General features: G+C 75.9%; 26 protein-coding genes, 1 rRNA gene and 1 pseudogene. 16 read left to right on the top strand and 12 right to left on the bottom strand.

What is annotated here, in order from left to right:
- Positions 1 to 9: 9 nt before the first annotated feature.
- Complete coding sequence (locus BUB17_RS21665; RefSeq protein ID WP_072920742.1) at positions 10 to 891, bottom strand: Fpg/Nei family DNA glycosylase; 882 nt, start codon at positions 889 to 891, stop codon at positions 10 to 12.
- A 135-nt stretch (positions 892 to 1,026) separates the two neighbouring features.
- Here BUB17_RS21665 and BUB17_RS21660 point away from each other — a divergent pair, with 135 nt between their 5' ends.
- Positions 1,027 to 1,212, top strand: coding sequence for a hypothetical protein (locus BUB17_RS21660; RefSeq protein ID WP_072920741.1), 186 nt, complete (start codon positions 1,027 to 1,029; stop codon positions 1,210 to 1,212).
- A 17-nt stretch (positions 1,213 to 1,229) separates the two neighbouring features.
- Here BUB17_RS21660 and BUB17_RS21655 read toward each other — a convergent pair whose 3' ends face one another.
- Positions 1,230 to 2,732, bottom strand: coding sequence for an NAD-dependent malic enzyme (locus BUB17_RS21655; RefSeq protein ID WP_072920740.1), 1,503 nt, complete (start codon positions 2,730 to 2,732; stop codon positions 1,230 to 1,232).
- 109 nt (positions 2,733 to 2,841) lie between these two features.
- On the opposite strand from BUB17_RS21655, the gene BUB17_RS21650 reads away from it, so the two are divergent.
- Both BUB17_RS21650 and BUB17_RS21645 read left to right on the top strand, forming a co-directional pair.
- The gene (locus BUB17_RS21650; RefSeq protein WP_072920739.1) at positions 2,842 to 3,186 is read left to right on the top strand and encodes a PadR family transcriptional regulator; all 345 of its coding nucleotides are present in this window, start codon (positions 2,842 to 2,844) and stop codon (positions 3,184 to 3,186) included.
- Positions 3,183 to 3,686 (top strand): HAAS signaling domain-containing protein, encoded by a 504-nt coding sequence (locus tag BUB17_RS21645; protein WP_072920738.1) that lies wholly within the window; start codon positions 3,183 to 3,185, stop codon positions 3,684 to 3,686. Before BUB17_RS21650 ends, BUB17_RS21645 begins: the two co-directional genes overlap by 4 nt.
- Positions 3,687 to 3,689: 3 nt before the next feature.
- Here BUB17_RS21645 and BUB17_RS21640 read toward each other — a convergent pair whose 3' ends face one another.
- From BUB17_RS21640 to BUB17_RS21630, 3 genes are all read right to left on the bottom strand, one after another.
- A complete protein-coding gene (locus BUB17_RS21640; RefSeq protein ID WP_072920737.1) occupies positions 3,690 to 4,130 on the bottom strand; it encodes an SRPBCC domain-containing protein in 441 nt (146 codons plus the stop codon).
- 300 nt (positions 4,131 to 4,430) lie between these two features.
- Positions 4,431 to 5,216 (bottom strand): hypothetical protein, encoded by a 786-nt coding sequence (locus BUB17_RS21635; RefSeq protein WP_072920736.1) that lies wholly within the window; start codon positions 5,214 to 5,216, stop codon positions 4,431 to 4,433.
- A 50-nt stretch (positions 5,217 to 5,266) separates the two neighbouring features.
- A complete protein-coding gene (locus BUB17_RS21630; protein ID WP_072920735.1) occupies positions 5,267 to 5,740 on the bottom strand; it encodes a DUF309 domain-containing protein in 474 nt (157 codons plus the stop codon).
- 160 nt (positions 5,741 to 5,900) lie between these two features.
- Here BUB17_RS21630 and egtA point away from each other — a divergent pair, with 160 nt between their 5' ends.
- From egtA to egtE, 9 genes are all read left to right on the top strand, one after another.
- Entirely contained in the window at positions 5,901 to 7,154 is a 1,254-nt protein-coding gene (egtA, locus tag BUB17_RS21625) for an ergothioneine biosynthesis glutamate--cysteine ligase EgtA (RefSeq protein ID WP_072920752.1), read from the top strand.
- The gene (egtB, locus tag BUB17_RS21620; RefSeq protein WP_083606506.1) at positions 7,151 to 8,458 is read left to right on the top strand and encodes an ergothioneine biosynthesis protein EgtB; all 1,308 of its coding nucleotides are present in this window, start codon (positions 7,151 to 7,153) and stop codon (positions 8,456 to 8,458) included. The genes egtA and egtB overlap by 4 nt, the downstream gene beginning before the upstream one ends.
- Entirely contained in the window at positions 8,459 to 9,148 is a 690-nt protein-coding gene (gene egtC, locus BUB17_RS21615) for an ergothioneine biosynthesis protein EgtC (protein ID WP_072920734.1), read from the top strand. It abuts the gene before it with no gap.
- A gap of 8 nt (positions 9,149 to 9,156) precedes the next feature.
- A complete protein-coding gene (gene egtD / locus BUB17_RS21610) occupies positions 9,157 to 10,125 on the top strand; it encodes an L-histidine N(alpha)-methyltransferase (RefSeq protein ID WP_072920733.1) in 969 nt (322 codons plus the stop codon).
- A gap of 235 nt (positions 10,126 to 10,360) precedes the next feature.
- Positions 10,361 to 11,179, top strand: coding sequence for a DUF4397 domain-containing protein (locus BUB17_RS21605; RefSeq protein ID WP_072920732.1), 819 nt, complete (start codon positions 10,361 to 10,363; stop codon positions 11,177 to 11,179).
- Positions 11,180 to 11,200: 21 nt separating this feature from the next.
- Positions 11,201 to 11,848, top strand: a complete 648-nt coding sequence (locus BUB17_RS21600; protein WP_244277419.1) for a class F sortase — start codon at positions 11,201 to 11,203, stop codon at positions 11,846 to 11,848.
- 44 nt (positions 11,849 to 11,892) lie between these two features.
- Positions 11,893 to 12,492 (top strand): sigma-70 family RNA polymerase sigma factor, encoded by a 600-nt coding sequence (locus BUB17_RS21595; RefSeq protein ID WP_072920730.1) that lies wholly within the window; start codon positions 11,893 to 11,895, stop codon positions 12,490 to 12,492.
- Entirely contained in the window at positions 12,473 to 13,267 is a 795-nt protein-coding gene (locus tag BUB17_RS21590) for an anti-sigma factor (RefSeq protein ID WP_072920729.1), read from the top strand. The genes BUB17_RS21595 and BUB17_RS21590 overlap by 20 nt, the downstream gene beginning before the upstream one ends.
- A gap of 24 nt (positions 13,268 to 13,291) precedes the next feature.
- Entirely contained in the window at positions 13,292 to 14,422 is a 1,131-nt protein-coding gene (gene egtE / locus BUB17_RS21585; protein ID WP_072920728.1) for an ergothioneine biosynthesis PLP-dependent enzyme EgtE, read from the top strand.
- A 31-nt stretch (positions 14,423 to 14,453) separates the two neighbouring features.
- Here egtE and BUB17_RS21580 read toward each other — a convergent pair whose 3' ends face one another.
- Genes BUB17_RS21580 through alc form a run of 4 tightly spaced genes read right to left on the bottom strand, consistent with a single transcriptional unit; the run spans position 14,454 to position 17,825 of the window.
- Positions 14,454 to 15,827 carry an 8-oxoguanine deaminase gene (locus BUB17_RS21580; protein WP_208983566.1) on the bottom strand — a complete coding sequence of 458 codons (1,374 nt, stop codon included), beginning with the start codon at positions 15,825 to 15,827 and terminating at the stop codon, positions 14,454 to 14,456.
- Between the two features lie 37 nt (positions 15,828 to 15,864).
- The gene (locus BUB17_RS21575; RefSeq protein WP_072920726.1) at positions 15,865 to 16,359 is read right to left on the bottom strand and encodes a hypothetical protein; all 495 of its coding nucleotides are present in this window, start codon (positions 16,357 to 16,359) and stop codon (positions 15,865 to 15,867) included.
- Positions 16,360 to 16,366: 7 nt separating this feature from the next.
- On the bottom strand, positions 16,367 to 16,663 hold the full coding sequence (locus BUB17_RS21570) for a DUF4333 domain-containing protein (protein ID WP_175561453.1): 297 nt from the start codon (positions 16,661 to 16,663) through the stop codon (positions 16,367 to 16,369).
- Between the two features lie 10 nt (positions 16,664 to 16,673).
- On the bottom strand, positions 16,674 to 17,825 hold the full coding sequence (gene alc, locus BUB17_RS21565; RefSeq protein WP_072920725.1) for an allantoicase: 1,152 nt from the start codon (positions 17,823 to 17,825) through the stop codon (positions 16,674 to 16,676).
- Positions 17,826 to 17,920: 95 nt separating this feature from the next.
- Here alc and BUB17_RS28015 point away from each other — a divergent pair, with 95 nt between their 5' ends.
- Positions 17,921 to 18,109, top strand: coding sequence for a hypothetical protein (locus tag BUB17_RS28015; RefSeq protein ID WP_244277418.1), 189 nt, complete (start codon positions 17,921 to 17,923; stop codon positions 18,107 to 18,109).
- On the opposite strand, the pseudogene BUB17_RS28010 reads toward BUB17_RS28015, so the two are convergent.
- A pseudogene (locus tag BUB17_RS28010) lies at positions 18,052 to 18,375 on the bottom strand (hypothetical protein); the annotation flags it as partial. The gene BUB17_RS28015 and the pseudogene BUB17_RS28010 sit on opposite strands and share 58 nt — an antisense overlap.
- A 170-nt stretch (positions 18,376 to 18,545) precedes the next feature.
- Positions 18,546 to 18,716: a hypothetical protein gene (locus BUB17_RS26325; RefSeq protein WP_175561452.1), complete on the bottom strand. Its 171-nt coding sequence runs from the start codon at positions 18,714 to 18,716 to the stop codon at positions 18,546 to 18,548.
- Between the two features lie 213 nt (positions 18,717 to 18,929).
- Between BUB17_RS26325 and BUB17_RS21550 the strand changes: the two genes are divergently transcribed.
- From BUB17_RS21550 to BUB17_RS21540, 3 genes are read left to right on the top strand one after another with little or no spacing between them, the layout of a single operon-like run.
- Positions 18,930 to 19,292 (top strand): GntR family transcriptional regulator, encoded by a 363-nt coding sequence (locus BUB17_RS21550; protein ID WP_072920724.1) that lies wholly within the window; start codon positions 18,930 to 18,932, stop codon positions 19,290 to 19,292.
- Positions 19,289 to 20,215, top strand: a complete 927-nt coding sequence (locus tag BUB17_RS21545; protein ID WP_072920723.1) for an ABC transporter ATP-binding protein — start codon at positions 19,289 to 19,291, stop codon at positions 20,213 to 20,215. The genes BUB17_RS21550 and BUB17_RS21545 overlap by 4 nt, the downstream gene beginning before the upstream one ends.
- Positions 20,212 to 20,913: a hypothetical protein gene (locus BUB17_RS21540; RefSeq protein ID WP_072920722.1), complete on the top strand. Its 702-nt coding sequence runs from the start codon at positions 20,212 to 20,214 to the stop codon at positions 20,911 to 20,913. The genes BUB17_RS21545 and BUB17_RS21540 overlap by 4 nt, the downstream gene beginning before the upstream one ends.
- Before the next feature lie 172 nt (positions 20,914 to 21,085).
- On the opposite strand, the gene rrf is transcribed toward BUB17_RS21540, so the two are convergent.
- A 5S ribosomal RNA gene (gene rrf, locus BUB17_RS21535) occupies positions 21,086 to 21,173 on the bottom strand; the annotation flags it as partial.

Here is a 21,173-nt window from a genome sequence, read left to right as displayed (position 1 = left end):
GAGGGTCCTTCAGCGCAGCAGCTTGGACATCCGCCGGTCGGCCAGCGGCTTGCCGCCGGTCTGACAGGTCGGGCAGTACTGCAGCGAGGTGTCGGCGAAGCTGACCTCGCGGACGGTGTCGCCGCACACCGGGCACGGCAGACCGGTCCGGGCGTGCACCTGCAGTCCGGAGCGCTTCTCGCCCTTCATCGTGGCCGCGCGCTGCCCCACCTGGCGCTCGAGTGCCTCGGTGAGGGTCGCCCGCATCGCGTCGTGGAGGCGCAGGGCCTCGTCGTCGGTGAGCTTGTCGGCCATCTTGAACGGCGAGAGCCGCGCGGCGTGCAGGATCTCGTCGGAGTAGGCGTTGCCGATGCCGGCCAGCAGCGTCTGGTCGGTGAGCGCGCCCTTGAGCTGCCCGCTGCGCCCGGCGAGCAGCGCGACGAAGGTCTCCCGGTCGACGGCGAGGGCGTCGGGCCCCAGCCGCGCGATGCCCGGCACCTCGGCCGGCGAGCGGACGACGTAGACCGCCAGCCCCTTGCGGGTGCCCTGCTCGGTGAGGTCGAAGCCCACCCCGCCGGAGGCGGGTGGAGGGCCATGGCTCTGGTCGAGGTGGACGCGGACCGCGAGCGGCCCCTTGCCCGGCTTCGGCGGGGCGGTCGGCAGCCCGGTGCGCCAGTGCAGCCAGCCGGCCCGCGCCAGGTGGACGACGAGGTGCAGACCGGAGACGTCGAGGTCGAGGAACTTGCCGTGCCGGGCGACCCCGGTCAGCTCCAGCCCCCCGAGCGCCGACAGCGGCGGGTCGAAGGTCTTGATCGCCTGGACGGCGGCCAGGTCGACGCGGGTCACCACGTGGCCGACCGCGTGCTCACGCAGGAACGCGGTCAGCGCCTCCACCTCGGGCAACTCGGGCATCCCGCGATCATCCCGCGGAAGACCCCGGCCCGCCGTCCCCGATCGGGTGCACTCCCCGGCCGGCCGGGTAGTGCACCGGGTGGACGGCACCACCCGCGGGGGCGGATGCCGCCCGCAGCCGAGAGGAGCCGGGACATGACCGAGGACGCGCAGGGCCGGCCGCCGGTGGACGAGACCCGTCCGTCGGCGCCGGAGCAGGACCGGGACGGCGCACCGTCGGTCCCCACCGACTCCTCCGGCGTCGGGATGGGGCTCGGCGAGGCCGACACCTTCGAGCCGGAGGAGTCGGCACCGGCCGGGGAGGACACGGACCAGCCGTAGCCGGTCCGGCGGGGACCTCAGCCGATGAGGTCGCCGTCGTCGCCCACCGGGGCGGTCGCACCGGGCTCCTGCCGCGCCTGGTCGGCGACCGCGGCGGCGACCGCCTTGGTCACGGCGGGGTCGAAGACGCTCGGGATGATGTAGTTGGCGTTGAGCTGGTCGTCGGTGACCACGGAGGAGATCGCCTCCGCCGCGGCCAGCAGCATCCCGTCGCTGATCTCCCTGGCTCGCGCGTCGAGCAGCCCGCGGAAGAAGCCGGGGAACGCCAGCACGTTGTTGATCTGGTTCGGCAGGTCCGAGCGGCCCGAGGCGACGACGGCAGCGTGCTGCCGGGCCCGCACCGGGTCGACCTCGGGCGTCGGGTTGGCCATCGGGAAGACGACGGCCTGCGGCGCCATCCGCGCGAGCGCCTCGACCGGCAGCACGTTGCCGGCACTGACACCGATGAACACGTCGGCGCCGTCCAGCGCGTCGGGCAGCTCGCCACGCACGCACTCGGGGTTGGTGCGCCGGGCCAGGTTCCGCTTGGCCGGCGAGAGCTGGTCGTCGTCCGGCGAGAGGATGCCCTCGCGGTCCCACACGAGCACGTGCCGGGCGCCCGCCTCGAGCATGAGGTGCACGATCGCCGTTCCGGCCGCGCCGCCGCCGGCCACGACGATCTTCACGTCCTCGACCTGCTTGTCGACGACGCGCAGGGCGTTGCGCAGCGCGGCCAGCGCGACGATCGCCGTCCCGTGCTGGTCGTCGTGGAAGACCGGGATGTCGAGCTTCTCGCGCAGCCGGGCCTCGATCTCGAAGCAGCGCGGCGCGGCGATGTCCTCGAGGTTGATGCCGCCGAAGCCGGGGGCGATGAGCTCCACCGTGCGCACGATCTCGTCGACGTCCTGGGTGTCCAGGCAGATGGGCCAGGCGTCGATGTCGGCGAAGCGCTTGAACAGGACGGCCTTGCCCTCCATGACGGGCATCGCGGCACCGGGGCCGATGTCGCCCAGCCCCAGGACGGCCGACCCGTCGGTGACCACGGCGACGGTGTTGCCCTTGATGGTCAGCCGGCGGACGTCGTCGGGGTTGTCGGCCAGCGCGAGGCAGACCCGCGCCACGCCGGGGGTGTAGGCCATCGACAGGTCGTCGCGGGTCTTCAGCGGCACCCGGGAGGCGACCTCCAGCTTGCCGCCCAGGTGCAGCAGGAAGGTGCGGTCGCTGACCTTGCGGACCTTCACCCCGGGGACGTCGCGCAGCGCGTCGACCATCTCCTCGGAGTGCGCGGCGTCCGCGGCCGAGCAGGTGACGTCGACGGTCAGGCCGTCCGATCGGGAGTCGACGACGTCGATCGCCGTCACTGCGCCGCCGGCCGATCCGACCGCGGTCGCGATGCGGCCGATGGACGCCGGGTCGCCGTCGGCGGTGAGCCGCACGGTGATCGAGTACGACGCCGACGTGACCGGCCCACGGGGCGGCGTCGCCGGCTCGCCGAGGGAGGTGTCGTCGGTGCTGGGCGTGGCTGCGGTGTCGGTGCTCATGGCATCGCCCATGGTGGCACCGTCGAGCGCCCGGCAGTAGTTCCGGTCACAGTGGTCATACGAGCTCGGCTAGGTTGCCTCACCGACTAGTCAGCGATACCGTCTAGTCATGCCGCTCGAACCCTGGCCCGCCGAGTGGCTGCGTGCGACGTTGCCGCTGACTGTGCTGGCGGTCGTCGCCGAGGAGGAGACCTACGGCTACGCGATCGCGCAGCGCCTGCAGGCGGCCGGTCTGGGGGCGGTCAAGGGCGGCACCCTCTACCCGATGCTCAACCGGCTCGAGCAGGACGAACTGGTCACGTCGTCCTGGCGCGAGGGCGCGGGCGGGCCGGGCCGGAAGTTCTTCACCGTCACGCCGCACGGCCGCGCACACCTGGCCGAGCGGGCCGCCGCCTGGCACACGTTCACCGAGCGGGCCGCCGGCCTGCTCCCGTCCGTGGGGAGCTCCCGATGACCAGCACCGGCATCGACACCTACCGGCGCGAACTCGTGCCGGCGTTGCGCGCGGCGAACGTGCCGCCCGAGCGGATCGGAGAGATCGTCGCCGAGGTGGAGAGTCACGTCGCCGACACCGGCGAGGACCCCCGCGAGGCCTTCGGTCCGGCGCGGGACTACGCCGCCGGCTTCCGACGTCCGCGCAGCCGCGGCTCCGTGGCGGCCTCCGTGGCACCGAGCCTGCTGTTCGCCCTCTGCGGCTTCCTCGTCGCCGTGGGGATCATCGGCCTCGTCGACGGCGAGCCGGCGTTCGGGCAGCCGGCCTGGGTCGTGCTCGCCGCGGGGCTGGTGCTGTGGATCCCGGCGCTGGTGGTCGCGCTGCGCCAGAGCGTCCCGGTGCCCGATCCCCGCACCGGCCGGTGGATCACCGCGGGTCCGGCCGCGAACGCCGTCGGCATGAGCGGTGTCCTGGTCGCCGTCGCCGTCGCGTGCTGGGGGTTGGCCGTCCTGACCAGCTGACGGTCAGCGGATGGGGCGGGAGGCGCGTCCCTCGGCGCGGGCCTTGAGCCCCTCGCAGAAGTGCCGGAACGACGGGTTGAGGTCCGGCGTCGAGCGGTCCAGCAGACCGGCCAGCGGGCCGGTGTGGTCCTCGCGGACGGTGATCACCGTGCTGCCGTCCTCCTGGCCGTCGAGGGAGTAGGTGCGCTCGATCACCGCCAGTCCCAGCGGCAGCCCGCCCCGCCAACGCATGGCCTCGTGCGGGCGGATCTCGGTGACCGTCACCGCGAAGGGGCGGTTGCGGATCATCGTGGCGTAGAGCGTCAGCCTCTCCCCGAGCGCGACCCGGCCGTCCACCCGGTCGACGCCGGAGTCCCAGTCCCGCCAGCTGCCGACGTCGACCAGCAGCGCCCACACCTGCTCCGGGCTCGCGTCGATCCGCGCGGCCGCCTCGTAGCTCCTCACGGCGCTCCCCTCAACCGGCCCGCACGGCCGTCGTCTGCAGGTGGGTGTCGGGTACCACGATGCCCGGGCCGCCGCCGCGGGGCGAGTTGCCCCACCGGCCGGCGACGGCGGGCGCGGCGCTCACACCCCGGCAGTGTGCTCCGGGTCGCTCCACGGGGGAAGCGGCGAGGCCCCGTGGAGGGCCGGCCCCGTCCTCCCCGCACTTCCAAGAGGGAGCCCTGACCCCCACCACTGGCCCGCTCGCGGCGGGACCCTGCAGAGGGCCGGCGGCGCCCCGAACGGGGCCGGCGGCAGGGGGCCTCAGCCGACCAGCAGCGCGCCGCGCTGCCGCCGTCCGGCCACCCGGACCCCCAGGGCCGCGGTCACGACGACGGCGGCACCCACCGCAGCGGCGGTCACCACGCCCGGCCCGCCGTCCACGGCGACTGCGAGCAGACCCCACACCACGGCCAGGGCGAACGGCCCGGCCGCCACTCGGGCGACCCACACGAGCGCCGTCCCGAGGGCCGCGACCGCGGCGAGGGCGACGACCGCCCACACCTGCGCCGCCGTCCCCTGGGCCGGCGCTCCGAGCGCGACACCGGCGGTGGCGACCTGCACCGCCGAGGCGAGCGTCACCCAGCCCAGCAGGAGCCCGGTGACCGCCGCCGGGAGCAGCCGGGGCAGCCCGGTCAGCGGCATGTCCTGCAGCCGCGCCCAGGCCGTCGCCGCGGCGGCGACGATCGCGAAGAGCAGCACCGCGGGGAGGACCGGCGCACGGTCCCCCACCAGCGGGAACAACAGCTCCCAGACGGCGTTCCCGGCGAAGGCCGCGGCCAGCGGCCAGCCGGTCGCCCGGTGCACCGCGCGGTTCCGCTGCCCGGGGAGGGCCTGGTAGACCGCCCAGGCCAGCGCCAGGGCGAAGATCGGTCCCCAGATGGAGAAGGCGTAGCCGGCCGGGGTGATCAGCGAGCGGCTCCCGTCGCTGACCTCACCCACGCTGCGCCCGGCGATCGCCGTGCCGAGCGGGCTGCCGACGATCTGCGCGACCGCCGCCAGCACCACCGCTCCGGCCCGCAGGGCATTCGCCCGTCGTCTGTTCACCACCTCCGGTCCCTACCCAGCCGCGGTGGCCCCGGCACGCAGGGAGGCCAGGGTCACCCGGCGCGCAGGCGGGGCGCGAGGGCGGCGGCGTCGCGGGACACCGGAGGTGAGGCCGCCAGGTCCCGTGCCCAGCCGGCCAGGCCGGCGACGTCGATGCCGTGCGGCGGGGCCTCGGCGTAGCCGGCGACGTTCCCGGCGCCGCGCTCCAGCAGCCGGGCGGCACCCCGGTCGTTGCCCCGCGCCAGGTGGGTCAGCCCGACGGCGAGCTGGGCCAGGCCCCGCCACAGCTGCCGCTCCTGTTCCGGCGAGGACTTCCACGCGTCCTCGAGCACCTCGTGGGCGGAGAACGGCCGGCCCGCGTCCAGCAGCTGCTGCGCCTCGGTCAGCGCCTGGTCCGGCGTCCGCAGCACGCCCTCCGGCGCCCGCTCCTCCCCCACGGCCCCGCGGGGCAGCGGCCGCCCCAGCGCGTCGCGGGGCCGGGCGTTGCGCGCCCGGCCTGCCGGATCCCGGTCCCGATCGACGTCCACCCCACGATCCTGACGCGAACACCGGTGGGGCGCCGCCGGGTTGTGTATCTGTCGGTGGTCCCGTGCAGGATGGTGATCAGAGGACGGCCGCAGGACGGGCCGCCCCCGCACCGACCCGCGGTCGACGTCGACCGGTCCGGACCTGGAGGGGGTGGGGCTCGTGGCCCCGGTCACCGAGGAACGCACGGCTGTCCTGGACCTGGAGGCGGCCGTCGCGCACATCGCCGGCGCGGCGCTGCGCCCGGGTCCGGTCGGCGCGGTCGGCCTGGAGCTCGAGGCACACCTGGTCGACCTCACCGCGCCCGCGGCGCGCGTCCCCTGGCGGCGGATCACCGAGCTCGTCGACGCGCTGCCGGTGCTGCCCGGCGGCAGCCGGGTCACCCTCGAGCCCGGCGGCCAGGTGGAGCTGTCCGGCCCGCCGCACCCGGACGCCGCCGCCGCGGTGACCGCGCTGCGCGCCGACCGCGACGTGCTCGCCACAGCGCTGGCCGCCGAGCGGCTGGCCGTGGCCCCGGTGGGCGCCGACCCGCTGCGGCCCCCGGCCCGGGTCTGCCCGGCCCCCCGCTACGCCGCGATGGAGGAGCACTTCGCCGCCGTCGGCTGCGCCGCGGCCGGGACGGCGATGATGACCGGCACCGCCGCGCTGCAGGTCAACCTGGACGCCGGACCGTGCGCCGGCTGGAGCGAGCGGGTGTCACTGGCCCACCAGCTGGGCCCCACCCTGGTCGCCGTCGCGGCCTGCTCCCCGATCGCCGGCGGGCGGCCCACCGGCTGGGTGTCGCAGCGGCAGCGCGTCTGGAGCGACCTCGACCAGGCCCGTTGCGGGCCGCTGCTCGGTGGCGCCGACCCCGCGGGCGAGTGGGCCGAGTACGCGCTGACCGCGCCGGTGATGCTGGTGCGCGACCCGGGCGGCGGTGCGGCGCCGGTGCGGGAGCGGGTCCGGTTCGCCGACTGGGTGACCGGCGCCGTCCCGCTGGGCGGCCGGGCGCCCACGGCGGCGGACCTGGACTACCACCTGACCACGTTGTTCCCGCCGGTGCGCCTGCGCGGCTACCTGGAGATCCGCTACCTCGACGCCGCGCCCGAGCCGTGGTGGCCGGCGCTGGCCGCGGTGACGGCGGTGCTGCTCGACGACCCGGTCGCGGCCGGGCACGCCGCCGCGGCCACCGCGCCGGTCGCCGGGGCCTGGGACCGCGCCGCCCGCGTCGGCCTGGCCGACCCCGCGCTGCACGCCGCCGCCCGCGCCTGCCTCGACGCCGCCCGTGCCGCCGCCCCCGCCGCGCTGCGACCGGAGGTCGAGGCGCTCGCCGACCTCGTCGACCGGGGCCGCTGCCCGGGCGACGCCCTGCTCGAGACCGCCCGGGCCGGCGGCCCCACCGCCGCCCTCCTCTCCGCCACGGAGGCCTCCTCGTGACCGATCTGACCGATATCCTGGCCCGCGACCTGGCGGCCGCCCGGCAGCGCACGCTGCGGCTCACCGACCACGACGAGCCCGAGCTGCTGCGCCAGCACACCCCGCTGCTCAGCCCGCTGGTCTGGGACCTCGCGCACATCGGCCAGCAGGAGGACCTCTGGCTGCTGCGCCGCGGCGACGCCCGACGCGAGGGGCTGCTGCCGGCCGACGTCGAGGCGCTCTACGACGCGTTCACCCACCCCCGCGCGGTCCGCTCCCGGCTGCCGCTGCTGCCGCCGGTGGAGGCGCGGTCGTTCTGCGGCGAGGTGCGCGGCCGGGTGCTCGACCGGCTGGGGCGGCTCGGCCGGGACGACGACGGCGACCCGTTCGACTTCGCGATGGTGGTCAGCCACGAGCAGCAGCACGACGAGACGATGCTGCAGGCGCTCAACCTGCGCTCGGGGCCGCCGCTGCTCGGCACCGGGACGCCGCTGCCGCCGGGCCGGCCCGGGGTCGCCGGCACGTCGCTGCTGGTACCCGGCGGGGAGTTGGTGCTGGGCGTGGACGCCGCCGACGAGCCGTTCTCGCTGGACAACGAACGCCCGGCGCACGTCGTCGACGTCCCGTCGTTCCGCATCGGCCGGGTGCCGGTGACCAACGCCGAGTACGCCGCGTTCGTCGCCGACGGCGGGTACGGCGACCGGCGCTGGTGGTCCGAGCGGGGCTGGGCGCACCGGGTCGAGGCGGGGCTGGAGCGGCCGCAGTTCTGGAGCGCCGACGGCACCCGCACCCGCTTCGGCGTCGTGGAGGCCGTGCCGCCCGACGAGCCGGTCCAGCACGTCACGTACTTCGAGGCCGAGGCGTACGCGGCCTGGGCTGGAGGCACGGGGACCGTGGCGGCCGGCGCGCGGCTGCCCACCGAGGTCGAGTGGGAGAAGGCCGCGGTCTGGGACCCGGCCACGCGGCGCCGCCGCCGCTTCCCGTGGGGGTCGGCCGAGCCGTCGTCCGCGCTGGCCAACCTCGGCGGCGACGCGCTGCGCCCGGCCCCGGTCGGCGCCTACCCCGCCGGCGCCTCCGCGTACGGGGTCGAGCAGCTGATGGGCGACGTCTGGGAGTGGACCTCCTCGGGCTTCACCCCGTGGCCGGGCTTCCGGCCGATGCTCTACGCCGACTACTCCGCGCCGTTCTTCGGCGGCGACCACAAGGTGCTGCGCGGCGGCTCGTGGGCGGTCGGCGCGTCGATCCTGCGGCCCAGCTTCCGCAACTGGGACCACCCGATCCGCCGCCAGGTGTTCAGCGGCTTCCGGCTGGCCTGGGACGCGTAGGTGTGCCGTCACCTCGGCTGGCTCGGCCGGCCGCGGACGCTGGCCGAGCTGGTGCTCGAGCCGCCGTCGTCGCTGCTGGTGCAGTCGTACGCGCCGCGCCGCCAGCGGTACGGCACGGTCAACGCCGACGGCTGGGGCGTGGGCTTCTTCTCCCCCGGCCGGGCACGACCGGCGCGCTGGCGCTCGGCGCGCCCGCTGTGGGGCGACCCCTCGTTCGCCTCGGTCGCGCCGGTGCTCTCCTCCGGGTGCGTGGTGGCCGCCGTCCGCTCCGCCACCGTCGGCATGCCGCTGGAGGAGAGCGCGGCCGCGCCGTTCACCGACGGCCGGTGGCTGCTGTCGCACAACGGCCGGGTCGACCGCGCGGTGCTGCCCCCGGTGCGCGACGCCGAGTCGACCGTCGACAGCGCACTGCTCGCGGCACTGGTGTTCGACCGGGGCCTCGACGCCCTGGCCGACACGGTGTGCGAGGTGGGCGCCGCGGACCCCGGCGCGCGGCTGAACCTGCTCGCCGCCGACGGCACCCACCTGCTGGCCACCACCTGGGGCGACACGCTGTCCACGCTGGTCACCCCCGACGGCACCGCGCTGGCCAGCGAGCCGTGGGACGACGACCCGCGGTGGACCGACGTCCCCGACCACTCCCTCGTCGAGGTCACCCCCGACGGCCTGACGTCCACCCCACTCCGCTGAGGAACCCCGTGTCGATCTCGCTGACCAGCCACCTCGCCCCCGAGGACGCCGCCGCCGCGCTGCGCGCCGACGCCCGCGCCGGGCTGACCGCGACGCCGAAGTCGCTGCCGCCCCGGTGGTTCTACGACGAGCGGGGCAGCGAGCTGTTCGACGAGATCACCCGGCTGCCGGAGTACTACCCGACCCGCGCCGAGCGGGCCGTGCTCGCCGCGCACGCCGACGCGATCGCCGCGGCCTCCGGTGCCGACGTGCTGGTCGAGCTGGGCAGCGGGACGTCGGAGAAGACCCGGCTGCTGCTGGACGCGCTGCGCGATGCCGGCACGCTGCGCCGGTTCGTGCCGTGCGACGTCGACCCGTCGGTGCTGCAGGCGGCCGGGGCGGCGATCACCGCCGAGTACCCGGGCGTGGAGGTGGCGGCCGTCGTCGGCGACTTCACCCGGCACCTGGGCGAGCTGCCCCGGTCGGGACGCCGGCTGGTGGCCTTCCTGGGCTCGACCATCGGCAACCTGGAGCCGGCGGCGCGGGCGGCGTTCCTCACCGACCTGGCCGGCACGCTGCAGCCCGGGGACTCCTTCCTCCTCGGCACCGACCTGGTCAAGGACCCGGCTCGGCTGGTGCGGGCCTACGACGACGCCGCGGGGGTCACCGCGGAGTTCAACCGCAACGTGCTGCGCGTGCTGGACCGCGAGCTGGGCGCCGACTTCGACCCCGCGGCCTTCGAGCACGTCGCCGTGTGGGACGCCGAGCACGAGTGGATCGAGATGCGGCTGCGCTCCCTGACCGACCAGGTGGTGCACGTCCCCCCGCTGGACCTCGACGTCCGGTTCGACGCCGGCGAGGAGATGCGCACCGAGGTGTCGGCGAAGTTCCGCCGCGAAGGGGTCGAGGCCGAGCTGGCCGCGGCGGGTCTGCGGATGACGCACTGGTGGACCGACCCCGACGGCGACTTCGGCGTCTCGCTCTCCGTGTCCGCCTGAGACCGGCGTCGCCCTCCGGGTCCTCGCTCCCCCGTACCGGACCAGCCCGGCCGCGGCCGAGATCCGCGGTGATCATGGAGCTGCGGTGGCGACACGCCGTTCAGACGCGGTGTGTCGCCACCGCAGCTCCATGATCGTCTGCGGGCCGGCCGGTGACCGGGCTGCATCCGAGATGGCGGGGTCCGCGGAAGGAGGGGTGTCAGGCACTCCACCACCGACGTGAGGACCCGTTCCGATGACCCGCTCCCGCACCGCCTTCGCCCTGGCCGCCGGTGCCACCGGCAGCCTCGTCCTCCTGAGCGCCTCCCCGGCCCTGGCGGACAGCCACACCGCGACCGTCTCGGTGCTGCACGGGGTCCCGGACACCCCCGTGGACGTCTACGCCAACGGCGAGCGGCTCATCGACGACTTCCAGCCGGGGACCCTCACCGACCCCCTGGAGCTGCCGGCCGGCGACTACGACCTGGCCCTGTTCCCGGCCGATGCGCCCGACGGCTCCGGCACGCCGCTGCTGTCGGCCGACGGCGTCGCCGTGCCGGCGGGAGCCGACGCCACGGTGGTCGCGCACCTCACCGAGGCCGGCCAGCCGGCGCTGACGCCGTTCGTCAACGACACCTCCGAGGTGCCCGCCGGCGAGGCCCGCGTGTCGGTCCGGCACGTCGCGGCCGCGCCCGCCGTCGACGTCCGCGCCGGTGGCCAGGTCGTGGTCCCGGGCCTGACCAACCCCGACGAGGAGTCGCTCACCGTGCCCGCCGGCACCGTGAGCGCCGACGTGGTGCTCGCCGGCACCGACACGGTCGCGGTCGGCCCGGCCGACCTCACGCTGGCCGAGGGCACGACGACGGTCGTGTACGCGTGGGGCTCGCAGGACGCCGGCTACGAACTCGCCGTCCAGACGGTCTCCGGCGCCCACTCCGCGCCCTCCGGCGTCCCCGGCGGCTCGGCCGGACTCGTCGACGAGGGCGGCCTGCCGCTGCCGATCGCCGCGGTCTCGCTGGCCGGGCTGCTCGCCGCGGGCGTCGCCGTCCGCCGGCTGGCCGGCTCGCGGGTCTGACCCGACCGACAGGGGCGAGACATGATGCGTCCCGCCGCCGTCGGCGCGGTCCTGGGTCTGGCCATCGCGCTCGGTGCACCGGCCGCGTGGCAGCTGACCCGGGAGCCGGCGGCGGCGGGCGCACCGCTCGCGCAGGTCCTGCCCACCCAGCCCCCGGCGGCCCCGCCGGGGGGTCTCCCCCCCGTCACCACCCGGGACGCCGCACCCACCATGCCCTCGGAGCAACCGACCCCCGTGACCCTCGCCGTGCCGGCCCTGGGCATCGAGGCGCCGGTCGACTCCGTCGGCGTGCGGGACGACGGCCAGATGGCCATCCCGGACGACGTCGACCGGGTGGGCTGGTACCGCTTCGGGCCGGTGCCCGGCGGTGAGGGGTCGGCGGTGCTCGCCGGTCACGTCGACGACCGCGAGCAGGGGCTCGGCGAGCTGGCTCCGCTCCGGGAGGCCGAGGTGGACGCCGAGGTGCTCGTCACCGACGCCGCGGGCGATCCGACCCGCTGGCGGGTGGTCTCCCGGGAGCAGGTCGACAAGCAGGCCTTACCGGTGGACCGGCTGTTCGCCCGCGAGGGACCACCACGCCTGGTGCTCGTCACCTGCGGGGGCGAGTTCCTCCCCGAGGTCGGGGGTTACGAGTCCAACGTCGTGGTCGTCGCGGAGCCGGTCCCGTGACGGACCTGCTGGAAAGGGGTGGTGTCCGGGTTAGGGTCGGGCGCGTGAGCAGCGACGGCGTCCCGCCGCTCGGGGGCACCCCCGAACCGGACGACGCCGAGGTGGGCCGGCGGTTCGCCGCCGGCGACGAGCAGGCGCTGGCCCGGGCCTACGAGCGCTTCGCCGGTCAGGTGCACGGCATGGCGGTGCGCGCCTTCGGCCCGGGCCCGGACGCCGAGGACGTCACCCAGCAGGTCTTCGTCTCGGCCTGGACCGGCCGTACCGGCTACCGCCCCGAGCAGGGCCCGCTGCCGGCCTGGCTGGTGGGCATCTGCCGGCACAAGATCGCCGACACCTGGGCCCGCCGAGACCGGCAGCGCCGCGCCACCGAGGCCGCGGTCACCGAGGCCCGGTCCGCGGCGAACACCACCGGCCCGCAGGTCGACACCGTCGTCGCCGACCGCGTGCTGCTGCTCGGCGAGCTCGAGCAACTCGGGCAACCGCAGCGGGGCATCATCGAGCTGGCCTTCTTCGAGGACCTGACACACACCCAGATCGCTGAACGCACCGGTCTGCCGCTCGGCACGGTGAAGTCGCACATCCGGCGGACCCTCGAACGCCTGAGGACACGGTTGGAGGTGGACGGTGCCGCACTGCACGCCTGAGCAGCTGTCCCTGGCGGCGCTGCGCGAGCCACTGCCCGAGACGGACCGGGCCCACCTCGACGGCTGCGCGGAGTGCCGGGCCGAGGTGGCCTCCCTGCGGCGCGGGGTCGACGCGCTCGCCGTCCCCCAGCTGGCCGCGCCGGGCGCCGCCGTCCTGCCGCCGCCGAGCGTCTGGGCGGGGATCGCCGCCGCCACCGGGGTCACCACCGCGCCCCGCCCGGAGGCGCTCGCCGCTGCCGCTCCGCCTCCGCCGGTCGCCGTCCCGCCTGCTCCCGCGGTCGACGTCCCGCCGGCCGCGGCACCCGAGCGCGCCCCGGCAGCCGTGGTGCCGCTGCGGACCCGCCGCTCACGGCTGCTGCTCGCCGCGGCGGCGTCCCTGGTCGTGGGCGTCGGCATCGGCGCCGGCGCGGTGGCCCTCGGCACGGGGGACGACGACGGCCTGGCCGTGGCCGCCGCCGCGCTGGACCCGCTCGCCGGCAGCGGCGCCTCCGGGCAGGCCCGGGTGGTCGAGCGGGACGACGGCTCCCGGGCCCTGGAGCTGACGCTCGACGCGGCACCGCTCGACGAGGGCTACTACGAGGTGTGGCTGCTCGACGAGGCGGTCGCCCGGCTGGTGCCGGTCGGGGTGGTGCAGGGCGGCGGCGACACCACGCTGGAGCTGCCGCCCGGGCTCGACCTCGGGGAGTACCCGGTGGTCGACGTCTCGGTGGAGCCGCTGGACGGCGACCCGTCCCACTCCGGCGAGTCGGTCGTCCGCGGCGTGCTGGAGAGCTGAGCCGCCTCTTCTACCGTGAGGGGCGTGACTGCGCCGGCAACCGCCCTCGTCCACGGGGACCTCGGCGCCGCGTGGCGCTCGGCCCGGCCCCGCCCGGCGGGCCGGCACCTGGACAGCGCCGCGTGCAGCCGGCAGAGCTCCCGGGTGCTCGAGGCCGTCGCCCACCACGCCCGGCACGAGGCGGAACTGGGCGGGTACGTGGCCGAGGCGACCGCCGAGGACCTGCTGCAGCAGGGCCGGTCGGTGATCGGCGGGCTGGCCGGGATGGCCGCCGCGGACGTCGTGTTCGTCGAGTCCGCGCAGGCCGCGCTGGCCGCCCTGCTCGCCGGGTGGCGGCTGCCGGCCGGGACGCGGGTGGCCTGCCTGCCCGGCGAGTACGCCCCGAACGCCGCCCAGCTGCGCGCCGCGGGGCTGGCGGTCGAGGCGCTGCCGGTGGACGACCTGGGGCGGGCCGACCTCGACGCCGTGGCCCGGCTGCTGGCCACCGACCCGCCGCGCGTGGTGCACCTGACGCACGTCGCCAGCCACCGGGGCACGGTGCAGCCGGCCGCCGAGGTCGCCGTCCTGTGCCGGGAGGCCGGAGTGCCGCTGGTGCTCGACGCCGCCCAGTCCCTGGGCCACGTCGACACCGACCTCGGCGCCGACGTCGTCTACTCGACGTCCCGCAAGTGGCTGACCGGGCCGCGCGGGGTGGGTGTGCTGTGCGTGCGGCCCGCGGTCGCCGCCGAGCTCACCCCGCTGCTGACCGCGCCGGACGACGTCCCGCCGCTGCGCGCCTTCGAGTCCGGGGAGGCGCACGTGGCCGGCCGGGTCGGGCTGGTGCTGGCCGTCGGCGAGCACCTCGCCGCGGGGCCGCTCCGCGTGCGGGAGCGGCTGGCCGCGCTCGGCCGGGCCGGCCGCGAGGTGCTCGACGGCGCCGCCGGCTGGCGGGTGGTCGAGCCGCTCGACGAGCCGACCGCCACCACGACGCTGCGCCCGCCGGACGGCGTCGACGTCGTGTCCACCCGGGCCCGGCTGCTGGCCGAGCAGGGCATCGTCACCACCGCGATCGGGCCGCAGCGGGCGCCGGGCGAGATGACCGGGCCGGTGCTGCGCGTCTCGCCGCACGTGGACGCCACGCTCGACGACCTCGAGGCCCTCGCCACCGCCCTGTAGCTGACGGTCGTGTCCGCGGAGACGGCCGCAGCTACGGCGCGGCCTGCATCCGCTCCGACAACCCGCGGTGGACGGCGAGCCGCTCGTCGAGGCCGGGGTGCACCGGGACGCCGTCCTCGACGACGAACCGCCCGGCGACGACGGTGTGCCGCGCGGCGACCGGGCCGCAGCGCAGCCACGCCTCGACCGGATCGGACAGCGCGCCGGCGAACGCCGGGCCCTCCAGCGACCAGACCGCGAGGTCCCCGCACGCGCCCACCGACAGCTCGCCGATCTCACCGCTGCGCCCCAGGCAGGCCGCACCGCCGCGGGTGGCCATCTCCAGCGCGTCGCGGGCCGACATCGCGCCCGCGCCCTGCCGCAGCTTGCCCTGCAGCATCGCCGTCCGGGCCTCCAGCCACAGCGACGCGGAGTCCGCCGACGACGACCCGTCCACGCCCAGCCCGACCGGCACCCCGGCCGCGCGCAGCTCGGCCACCGGCGCCAGCCCGCTGCCCAGCACCATGTTGGACGACGGGCAGTGCGCCGCCCCGACCCGCGCCGCGCCCAGCCGCGTCACCTCGTCGGCCGAGGGCCACACCACGTGCGCCAGCCACACCCGGTCGGACAGCCAGCCGACGTCGGCGAGGTGGTCGACCGGGCGGCGGCCGAAGGTGGCCAGGCAGAAGGCGTCCTCGTCCTGCGTCTCGCACAGGTGGGTGTGCAGCCGGACGTCGAGGTCCTCGGCGAGCTCCGCGGTGCGGCGCATGAGGGCCGGCGAGACGCTGAACGGCGAGCAGGGCGCGAGCGCGATGCGGATCATGGCGTGCGGTGAGCGGTCGTGGTGGGCGTCCACCAGGCGCTTCGAGTCGGCCAGGATCTCGTCGTCGTCCTGGACGACGGAGGCCGGCGGCAGGCCACCGTCCTCCACCGACAGCGACATCGAGCCCCGGGTGGGGGAGAAGCGCACACCGAGCTCGCGGGCGGCGGCGACCTCCGCCGAGATCAGGTCGCCACCGCCGCGCGGGTGCACGTAGAGGTGGTCGGTCGAGGTGGTGCAGCCCGACAGCGCCAGCTCGGTGAGCCCGACGTAGGCGCTGACGGAGGCGGCCTCCTCGTCCAGCCGCGCCCACAGCGGGTAGAGGGTGACCAGCCACTCGAACAGGCCGCCGGTCAGCGCGGGGGCGAAGGCGCGGGTGAGGTTCTGGTACAGGTGGTGGTGGGTGTTCACCAGCCCCGGCGTCACCAGGCAGCCGCGCGCGTCCACCCTGCGGACGGCGGCCGGCGCGGGGTCGCCCGGGCCGCCCACCCCGGTCACCGCCCCGTCGGTGACCGCCACCCAGCCGCCGGGGATCTCGCGTCGGGCGTCGTCGACGGTGGCCAGCAGCTCGGCATCGTGCACCAGCAGGTCCGCGGTGGTCTCCACGGACCGCATCCTGCCCGCCCGGTGTTCCGTGCCGGTGTCAGCGCAGGATCTCGACGAGCAGGACCCAGGCGTTGACCACCGCACCGGCGAAGCCGGCGAGCAGCGCGGGCACCGTCCAGTAGAGCCCGCCGCCGGCTCCGGCGACCAGGCTCCCCCCGGCGACGACCAGTGGTGCGCCGGTCAGCCCCACGATCACCACGGGGACGACGACGGTGTACGCCGGCGCGGTGCGGGACCGGGGCTGCCGCGTCCGCAACCACCCGTCGAGACCGAGGAGGACGAGGCCGGTGATGGCGAGCTCGACCCCGAGCGCCGTCCGGGTCTGACCGGGGACGAGCACGAGGACCGCCGTGACCAGGAGGACCACCAGCACCCCCAGCGTCTCGCCCGCGCGCAGCGGCAGGTGGGCGTTGCGCAGCACCTGCTCGAGGTTGATCGAGACCGCGACGAACAGCAGGCCCAGCAGCGCCGCGGCGGCTCCGGCCATGGCGACGTAGAGGTCCCCCCACGGCTCGGCCGTGTAGGCGGTCACCCGGCCGCTATCCGACGCGCGCGATGTCGAACTCGGCCATGTCGTGCTCGACCGAGGTGACGACGACCCGCCACCTGGTCACCTCGCCGGTGTCCGGGTCGACCGCGCGGCACTCGGTGGTGACACCCACCTCGGCGTCGAGGTCGCCGGGGCAGGACACCTCGGCCGTGGTGCCGGCCCGGACCGCCAGGGCGCCGGTCACCTGCGCCTCGAGCTCGGTCTGCTCGATCGACGAGCCGCACGCGGTCAGCAGGAGGCCCGGGACGGCTGCGGCGGCCAGCAGGTGCAGGCGGCGAGGCGGCACGCGGCCGACCCTAGCGACGTCCCCCCGCTTCCTGGACGGTCCGGTCCTCCCGACCGAGGACCAGCCGGGCCAGCGCCGGGGGCAGACCCGTGCCGAGCGGGCGGGCACCGACCAGCCGGCCGGCCTCGGCCGGTGCCACCCCCGCCGACTGCAGCACCTCCAGCGCCTGGACGTCGGGCAGCGCGTCGAACCAGCGCCGTCCCAGCGCCTCGCGGCCCGCGGCGGTCGGCCGGCCCCACAGCCGCAGCCGGGCCATGCCCCCGTCAGGGAGGACGTCCAGCCGCACCCGGTCCACCGCCGGCCCGCCGTCGAGCACGAACCGGTGCCGGGTGTCGGGCTGCAGCCGGGTCCGGGGCAGGACGACGACCTCGCCGTCGGGGCCGCTGCCGGTGAGCGACGCCGACCCGGGCGCGTTGCCGAGGAACCAGGAGGTGTCCAGCTCGGCCAGGGTGACGACGCCCTCGCAGGCCAGGGCGAGCTCCACCCAGTCGTTGCCCTCGCCGCGCCGCCGCCGGGTCTCCCACCCCTCGCCCATCGACCGGGCCAGGCCGGGGGACACCAGCTGCACCGGGCGGCCGTAGAACTCGTCGCTCACCCCGGTCACCCGCCCGCCGTTCTCCAGCGCGGCGAGGTCGAACGGGCCGGCGTCGACCAGGCGCGGGTCGGGGACCGCGGTGCCGTGCACCCGCAGCCGTGCGACGCCACCGTCGGGGGCGATGGTCAGCCGCACGTGGGTGATCCGCCGGGTCGAGTCGACCGGGAAGGTGTGGGCGCTGTCGCCGGCGAGGTCCGACAGCGGCACCAGCGGCCGCCAGTCGGCGCGCTCCAGCTCGGCGACGGTGGGGTGGCCCTCGACCGAGGCACCCTCGAGGGAGGCTCGAGCGGGGTGGTTGCCGGTGCAGTGCGCGGTGTCGACGACGACCGCCGCGACGATCCCCGGCACGCCGAGCCGGACGATCGCCCAGTCCGACCCCGGGGAGCGGCGGCGCCGGGTCTCCCAGCCGTCGTACTCCTTGCCGCGGTGGCCGAAGCCGGGCAGCGCCTGCGGCGGGTGCGGCAGCACGAGGTTCTCCTTCGCGGCGAAGGACTCGTCGTTGGCCGCGAGGACCGCCCCGCCCAGCGCGCGGCTGGCCAGGTCGGGCAGGCGGGTGGGGTCGCTCATCGGGCTCCTCGCCGGGATCGCAGGGTCGCGCGGGGTCACTGTGGCACGGGGTGTATGGGGCGGCCGGTGTCCGGGAACCGTGCGCAGGAGGTCCCGTGTCCGGACCCACCGACGACCTGCGGGGGCCATCGCCGTCGTCAGCGGCCTCCCCGGCTGAGCAGCCGGCGGCGTCGGCGAGGTGGACGACGTGCGCCCGCCCGCCGGTGTCGCGGGCGGCGGCCACCAGCCGGCCGATCGCCGTCTCCTCCGCGGCCGGTGGCCGCGAGGCGAGGAAGGCCGGGTAGCCGGCCCCCTCGGGCGGGGCGCGGCGGCGATGACGTCGGCGGCCGCAGCTGGTCGAGGTTGCCGGGACCGCCCCGCCCCAGAAGGCGACGTCGACGGCGACCTGCCCCTCGGCGGCCCGCTGCTTCGCCTGCAGCGCATGGACGGTCGTCGTCGGCGGGATCGAGTTGAGCGGCATGTCCACGACCGTGGTGACGCCGCCCGCCGCCGCCCGGGTCGCGCTCGCGAAGCCCTCCCACTCGGTGCGCCCGGGCTCGTTGACGTGCACGTGGCTGTCGACCAGTCCCGGCAGCAGCACCTCGTCGTCGGCGAGGGTGACCGCGCCGGTGGGGGCGTCGTCGAAGCCGGTGCCCGCGGTGATCCGGCCGTCCGCGGTGTGCACCGTGGCCGCACGCTCGCCGTCGGGGAGCAGCACCCGGCGGGCGCGGACCACGAGCGTCACGCCGTCTCCTGTCCGCGCTCGGTCAGGGCGGTCAGCGCGCCGGTCACCCGGTGCAGCTGGGCGCCCCGGGCGGTCGCCGTCCACCCGCCGGGCCACGGGAGCCGGACGGCGTCCTCCCCCGTGGCGACCGGCTGCTGGGGCGGGCGGGTGCCGGCGGGAAGGTGCACGGTGGATGCGCACGCCCGCGGAGCCGCCGGCGGCAACCAGGCGGGCGCGCCCGGCCCGTCGGCGGACCCGGACGGTAACGGGGTCGGGGAACCGTGACGTCGCGCGACGCCGGACGGCAGGGCTTGCGCCGGCGAACCGCAAGCCTCTACGGTTCATTACATGAGTAATAAACCCAGGAACCACGAGGCTCCTGGTGCCGATGGGCACGCGCCGTGAACGAGGACGCCGGCCCGATCTTCCGGCAGGTGGCCGCCGACATCGAGAACGCGATCGTCGACGGCTCCCTGGCCGAGGAGACCCAGGCCCCCTCCACCAACGAGCTGGCCGCCTTCCACCGCATCAACCCCGCCACCGCCGCCAAGGGACTGAACCAGCTGGTGGCCGACGGGGTCCTCTACAAGAGACGAGGAGTCGGGATGTTCGTCGCCACCGGCGCCCGCGAACAGCTGCTCAAGCGCCGGCGCAGCGAGTTCGCCGACCAGTACGTCAGTCCCCTGATGGCCGAGGCCCGCAAGCTCGGCATCTCCGTCCACGAGCTCACCGCCATGATCGGCAGCTGGGAGGAGCAGCGATGACCCCGCCCACCACCGCGGCGGCCACCGTCCGCGACGTCACGATGCGGTTCCGGGGGCACACCGCCCTGGACGGCGTCAGCACGGTGATCGAGCGCGACAGCATCACCGGGCTGCTCGGCCGCAACGGGGCCGGCAAGACCACGCTGATGCAGCTGCTCACCGGCCACCGCCTGCCGACCAGCGGCTCGGTCGAGGTCCTCGGCGGCGCCCCCTACGAGAACGACGGCGTCCTGGCCCGGATCTGCTTCGTCAAGGAGGGACAGCGCTACCCCGACCACTTCCGGGTCCGCGACGCCCTCGACGCGGCGGCTCTCGTCTACCCGGACTGGGACGCCGACCTCGCCGCCGACCTGCTGAGCGACTTCGACCTGCCGGCCAAGCGGCCGATCAAGAAGCTCTCCCGGGGCATGACCTCCGCCGTCGGCATCGTCATCGGCCTGGCCTCCCGCGCACCGATCACGCTGTTCGACGAGCCCTACCTGGGCCTGGACGCCGTCGCCCGGCAGCTGTTCTACGACCGGCTGCTCGCCGACTACGCCGAGCACCCGCGCACGGTGGTGCTGTCCACCCACCTGATCGAGGAGATCGCGGCCCTGCTCGAGCGGGTCCTGCTCATCGACCGCGGCCGGGTCCTGCTCGACGCGGACGCCGAGTCGCTGCGCGGCAGTGCGGTCACCGTGACCGGCCCGAGCGACCGGGTGGCGGCCTTCGCCGGCCGGCACGAGCTGCTGCACACCGAGTCCCTCGCGGGGCAGAGCCGATCGGTCGTCCGGCTGACCGGCGGCTCCGATGGTGGCGACACCACCGACGCCGGACTGGCCTGGGAGCCGACCACGCTCCAACAGCTGGTGGTGGCCATGAGCCTGGCGACCACCCGACCCGGCTCCTCCGCCCGTTCCGACCTCGAGGAGGTCTCACGATGAACCGCGTCCTGGCCGCGGCCCGCCTGCAGCTGGTGCACCCGATGGTCATCCTGGGCGTGCCCTGGATGGTCGGAGCCCTCAGCTTCGCCATCAACTGGGCCGTGTGGCGGATCGTCGACATCCGCTCCCTCGAGGGGGAGGACGGCTTCACCGGCGGCATCCTGGCCCTCTACATCACCGTGCTCATCGTGTTCGTCCAGGCGGTGACGCAGCTGATGCCGTTCGCGATGGGCATCAGCCTGAGCCGGCGCAGCTACTTCCTGGGCACCTGCCTGGTCGGCGTCGGCATGGCCCTCGGGTTCGGCCTCGTCCTGGCCCTCCTCGACGCCGTCGAGTCGGCGACGGGTGGCTGGGGCGTGGGACTGCAGTTCTGGACGCCGCCTCCACTGGACGTCGACGGCTTCTTCGCGCAGGTCGCCGTCTCGGGCGCTCCGATGCTGGCGCTCATCGCGGCTGGCGTGGGCATGGGCGTGGTGACCAAGCGCTGGGGCCCGAACGGGGTGTGGGGCCTCATCATCGGCGGCATCGTCGTCCTGGGCGGAGCCGCCGTCCTCGTGACCTGGCTGCGTGCATGGACCGACCTCGGCCGCTGGCTCGTCGACCAGTCGGTGATGACCCTCGCCGTCGGCCTGCCGCTCGCTCTGGCGGCCGTCCTGGCCCTGCTCGCCTTCGCCGGCATCCGCCGCGTCGTCCCCTGACGCGGCAGCCTCCGCACCCACGCACACCAGGCCCCGGTTCCGTGATCGCGGAACCGGGGCCTGGTGTCTGTGCCTGTCGCCGGCTGCCTTCGAGAAGGGCGCCGAGGTCTGCCGATGCGGACGTGCATGAAGGGCCCTCACCGGGTGGTGAGGGCCCCTCATGAAAATGGTTGTCCGGCGGTGTCCTACTCTCCCACTCCGTTCCCGGAGCAGTACCATCGGCGCTGAGAGGCTTAGCTTCCGGGTTCGGAATGGAACCG

Source organism: Geodermatophilus obscurus, assembly GCF_900143215.1.
GTDB lineage: Bacteria > Actinomycetota > Actinomycetes > Mycobacteriales > Geodermatophilaceae > Geodermatophilus > Geodermatophilus obscurus_A.
The sequence above is the reverse complement of the archived record's forward strand: the minus strand, read 5'-3'. Positions and strand labels throughout refer to the sequence as shown.

Bases quoted from the DNA above. Each gene is read 5' to 3' on its own strand.
- BUB17_RS21605 (WP_072920732.1), top strand. From the start codon at position 10,361: ATGACCCGCTCCCGCACCGCCTTCGCCCTGGCCGCCGGTGCCACCGGC.
- BUB17_RS21650 (WP_072920739.1), top strand. From the start codon at position 2,842: ATGCCGCTCGAACCCTGGCCCGCCGAGTGGCTGCGTGCGACGTTGCCG.
- BUB17_RS21645 (WP_072920738.1), top strand. From the start codon at position 3,183: ATGACCAGCACCGGCATCGACACCTACCGGCGCGAACTCGTGCCGGCG.
- BUB17_RS21655 (WP_072920740.1), bottom strand. From the start codon at position 2,732: ATGAGCACCGACACCGCAGCCACGCCCAGCACCGACGACACCTCCCTC.
- BUB17_RS21540 (WP_072920722.1), top strand. From the start codon at position 20,212: ATGAACCGCGTCCTGGCCGCGGCCCGCCTGCAGCTGGTGCACCCGATG.
- alc (WP_072920725.1), bottom strand. From the start codon at position 17,825: ATGAGCGACCCCACCCGCCTGCCCGACCTGGCCAGCCGCGCGCTGGGC.
- BUB17_RS21665 (WP_072920742.1), bottom strand. From the start codon at position 891: ATGCCCGAGTTGCCCGAGGTGGAGGCGCTGACCGCGTTCCTGCGTGAG.
- BUB17_RS21545 (WP_072920723.1), top strand. From the start codon at position 19,289: ATGACCCCGCCCACCACCGCGGCGGCCACCGTCCGCGACGTCACGATG.
- BUB17_RS21600 (WP_244277419.1), top strand. From the start codon at position 11,201: ATGATGCGTCCCGCCGCCGTCGGCGCGGTCCTGGGTCTGGCCATCGCG.
- BUB17_RS21660 (WP_072920741.1), top strand. From the start codon at position 1,027: ATGACCGAGGACGCGCAGGGCCGGCCGCCGGTGGACGAGACCCGTCCG.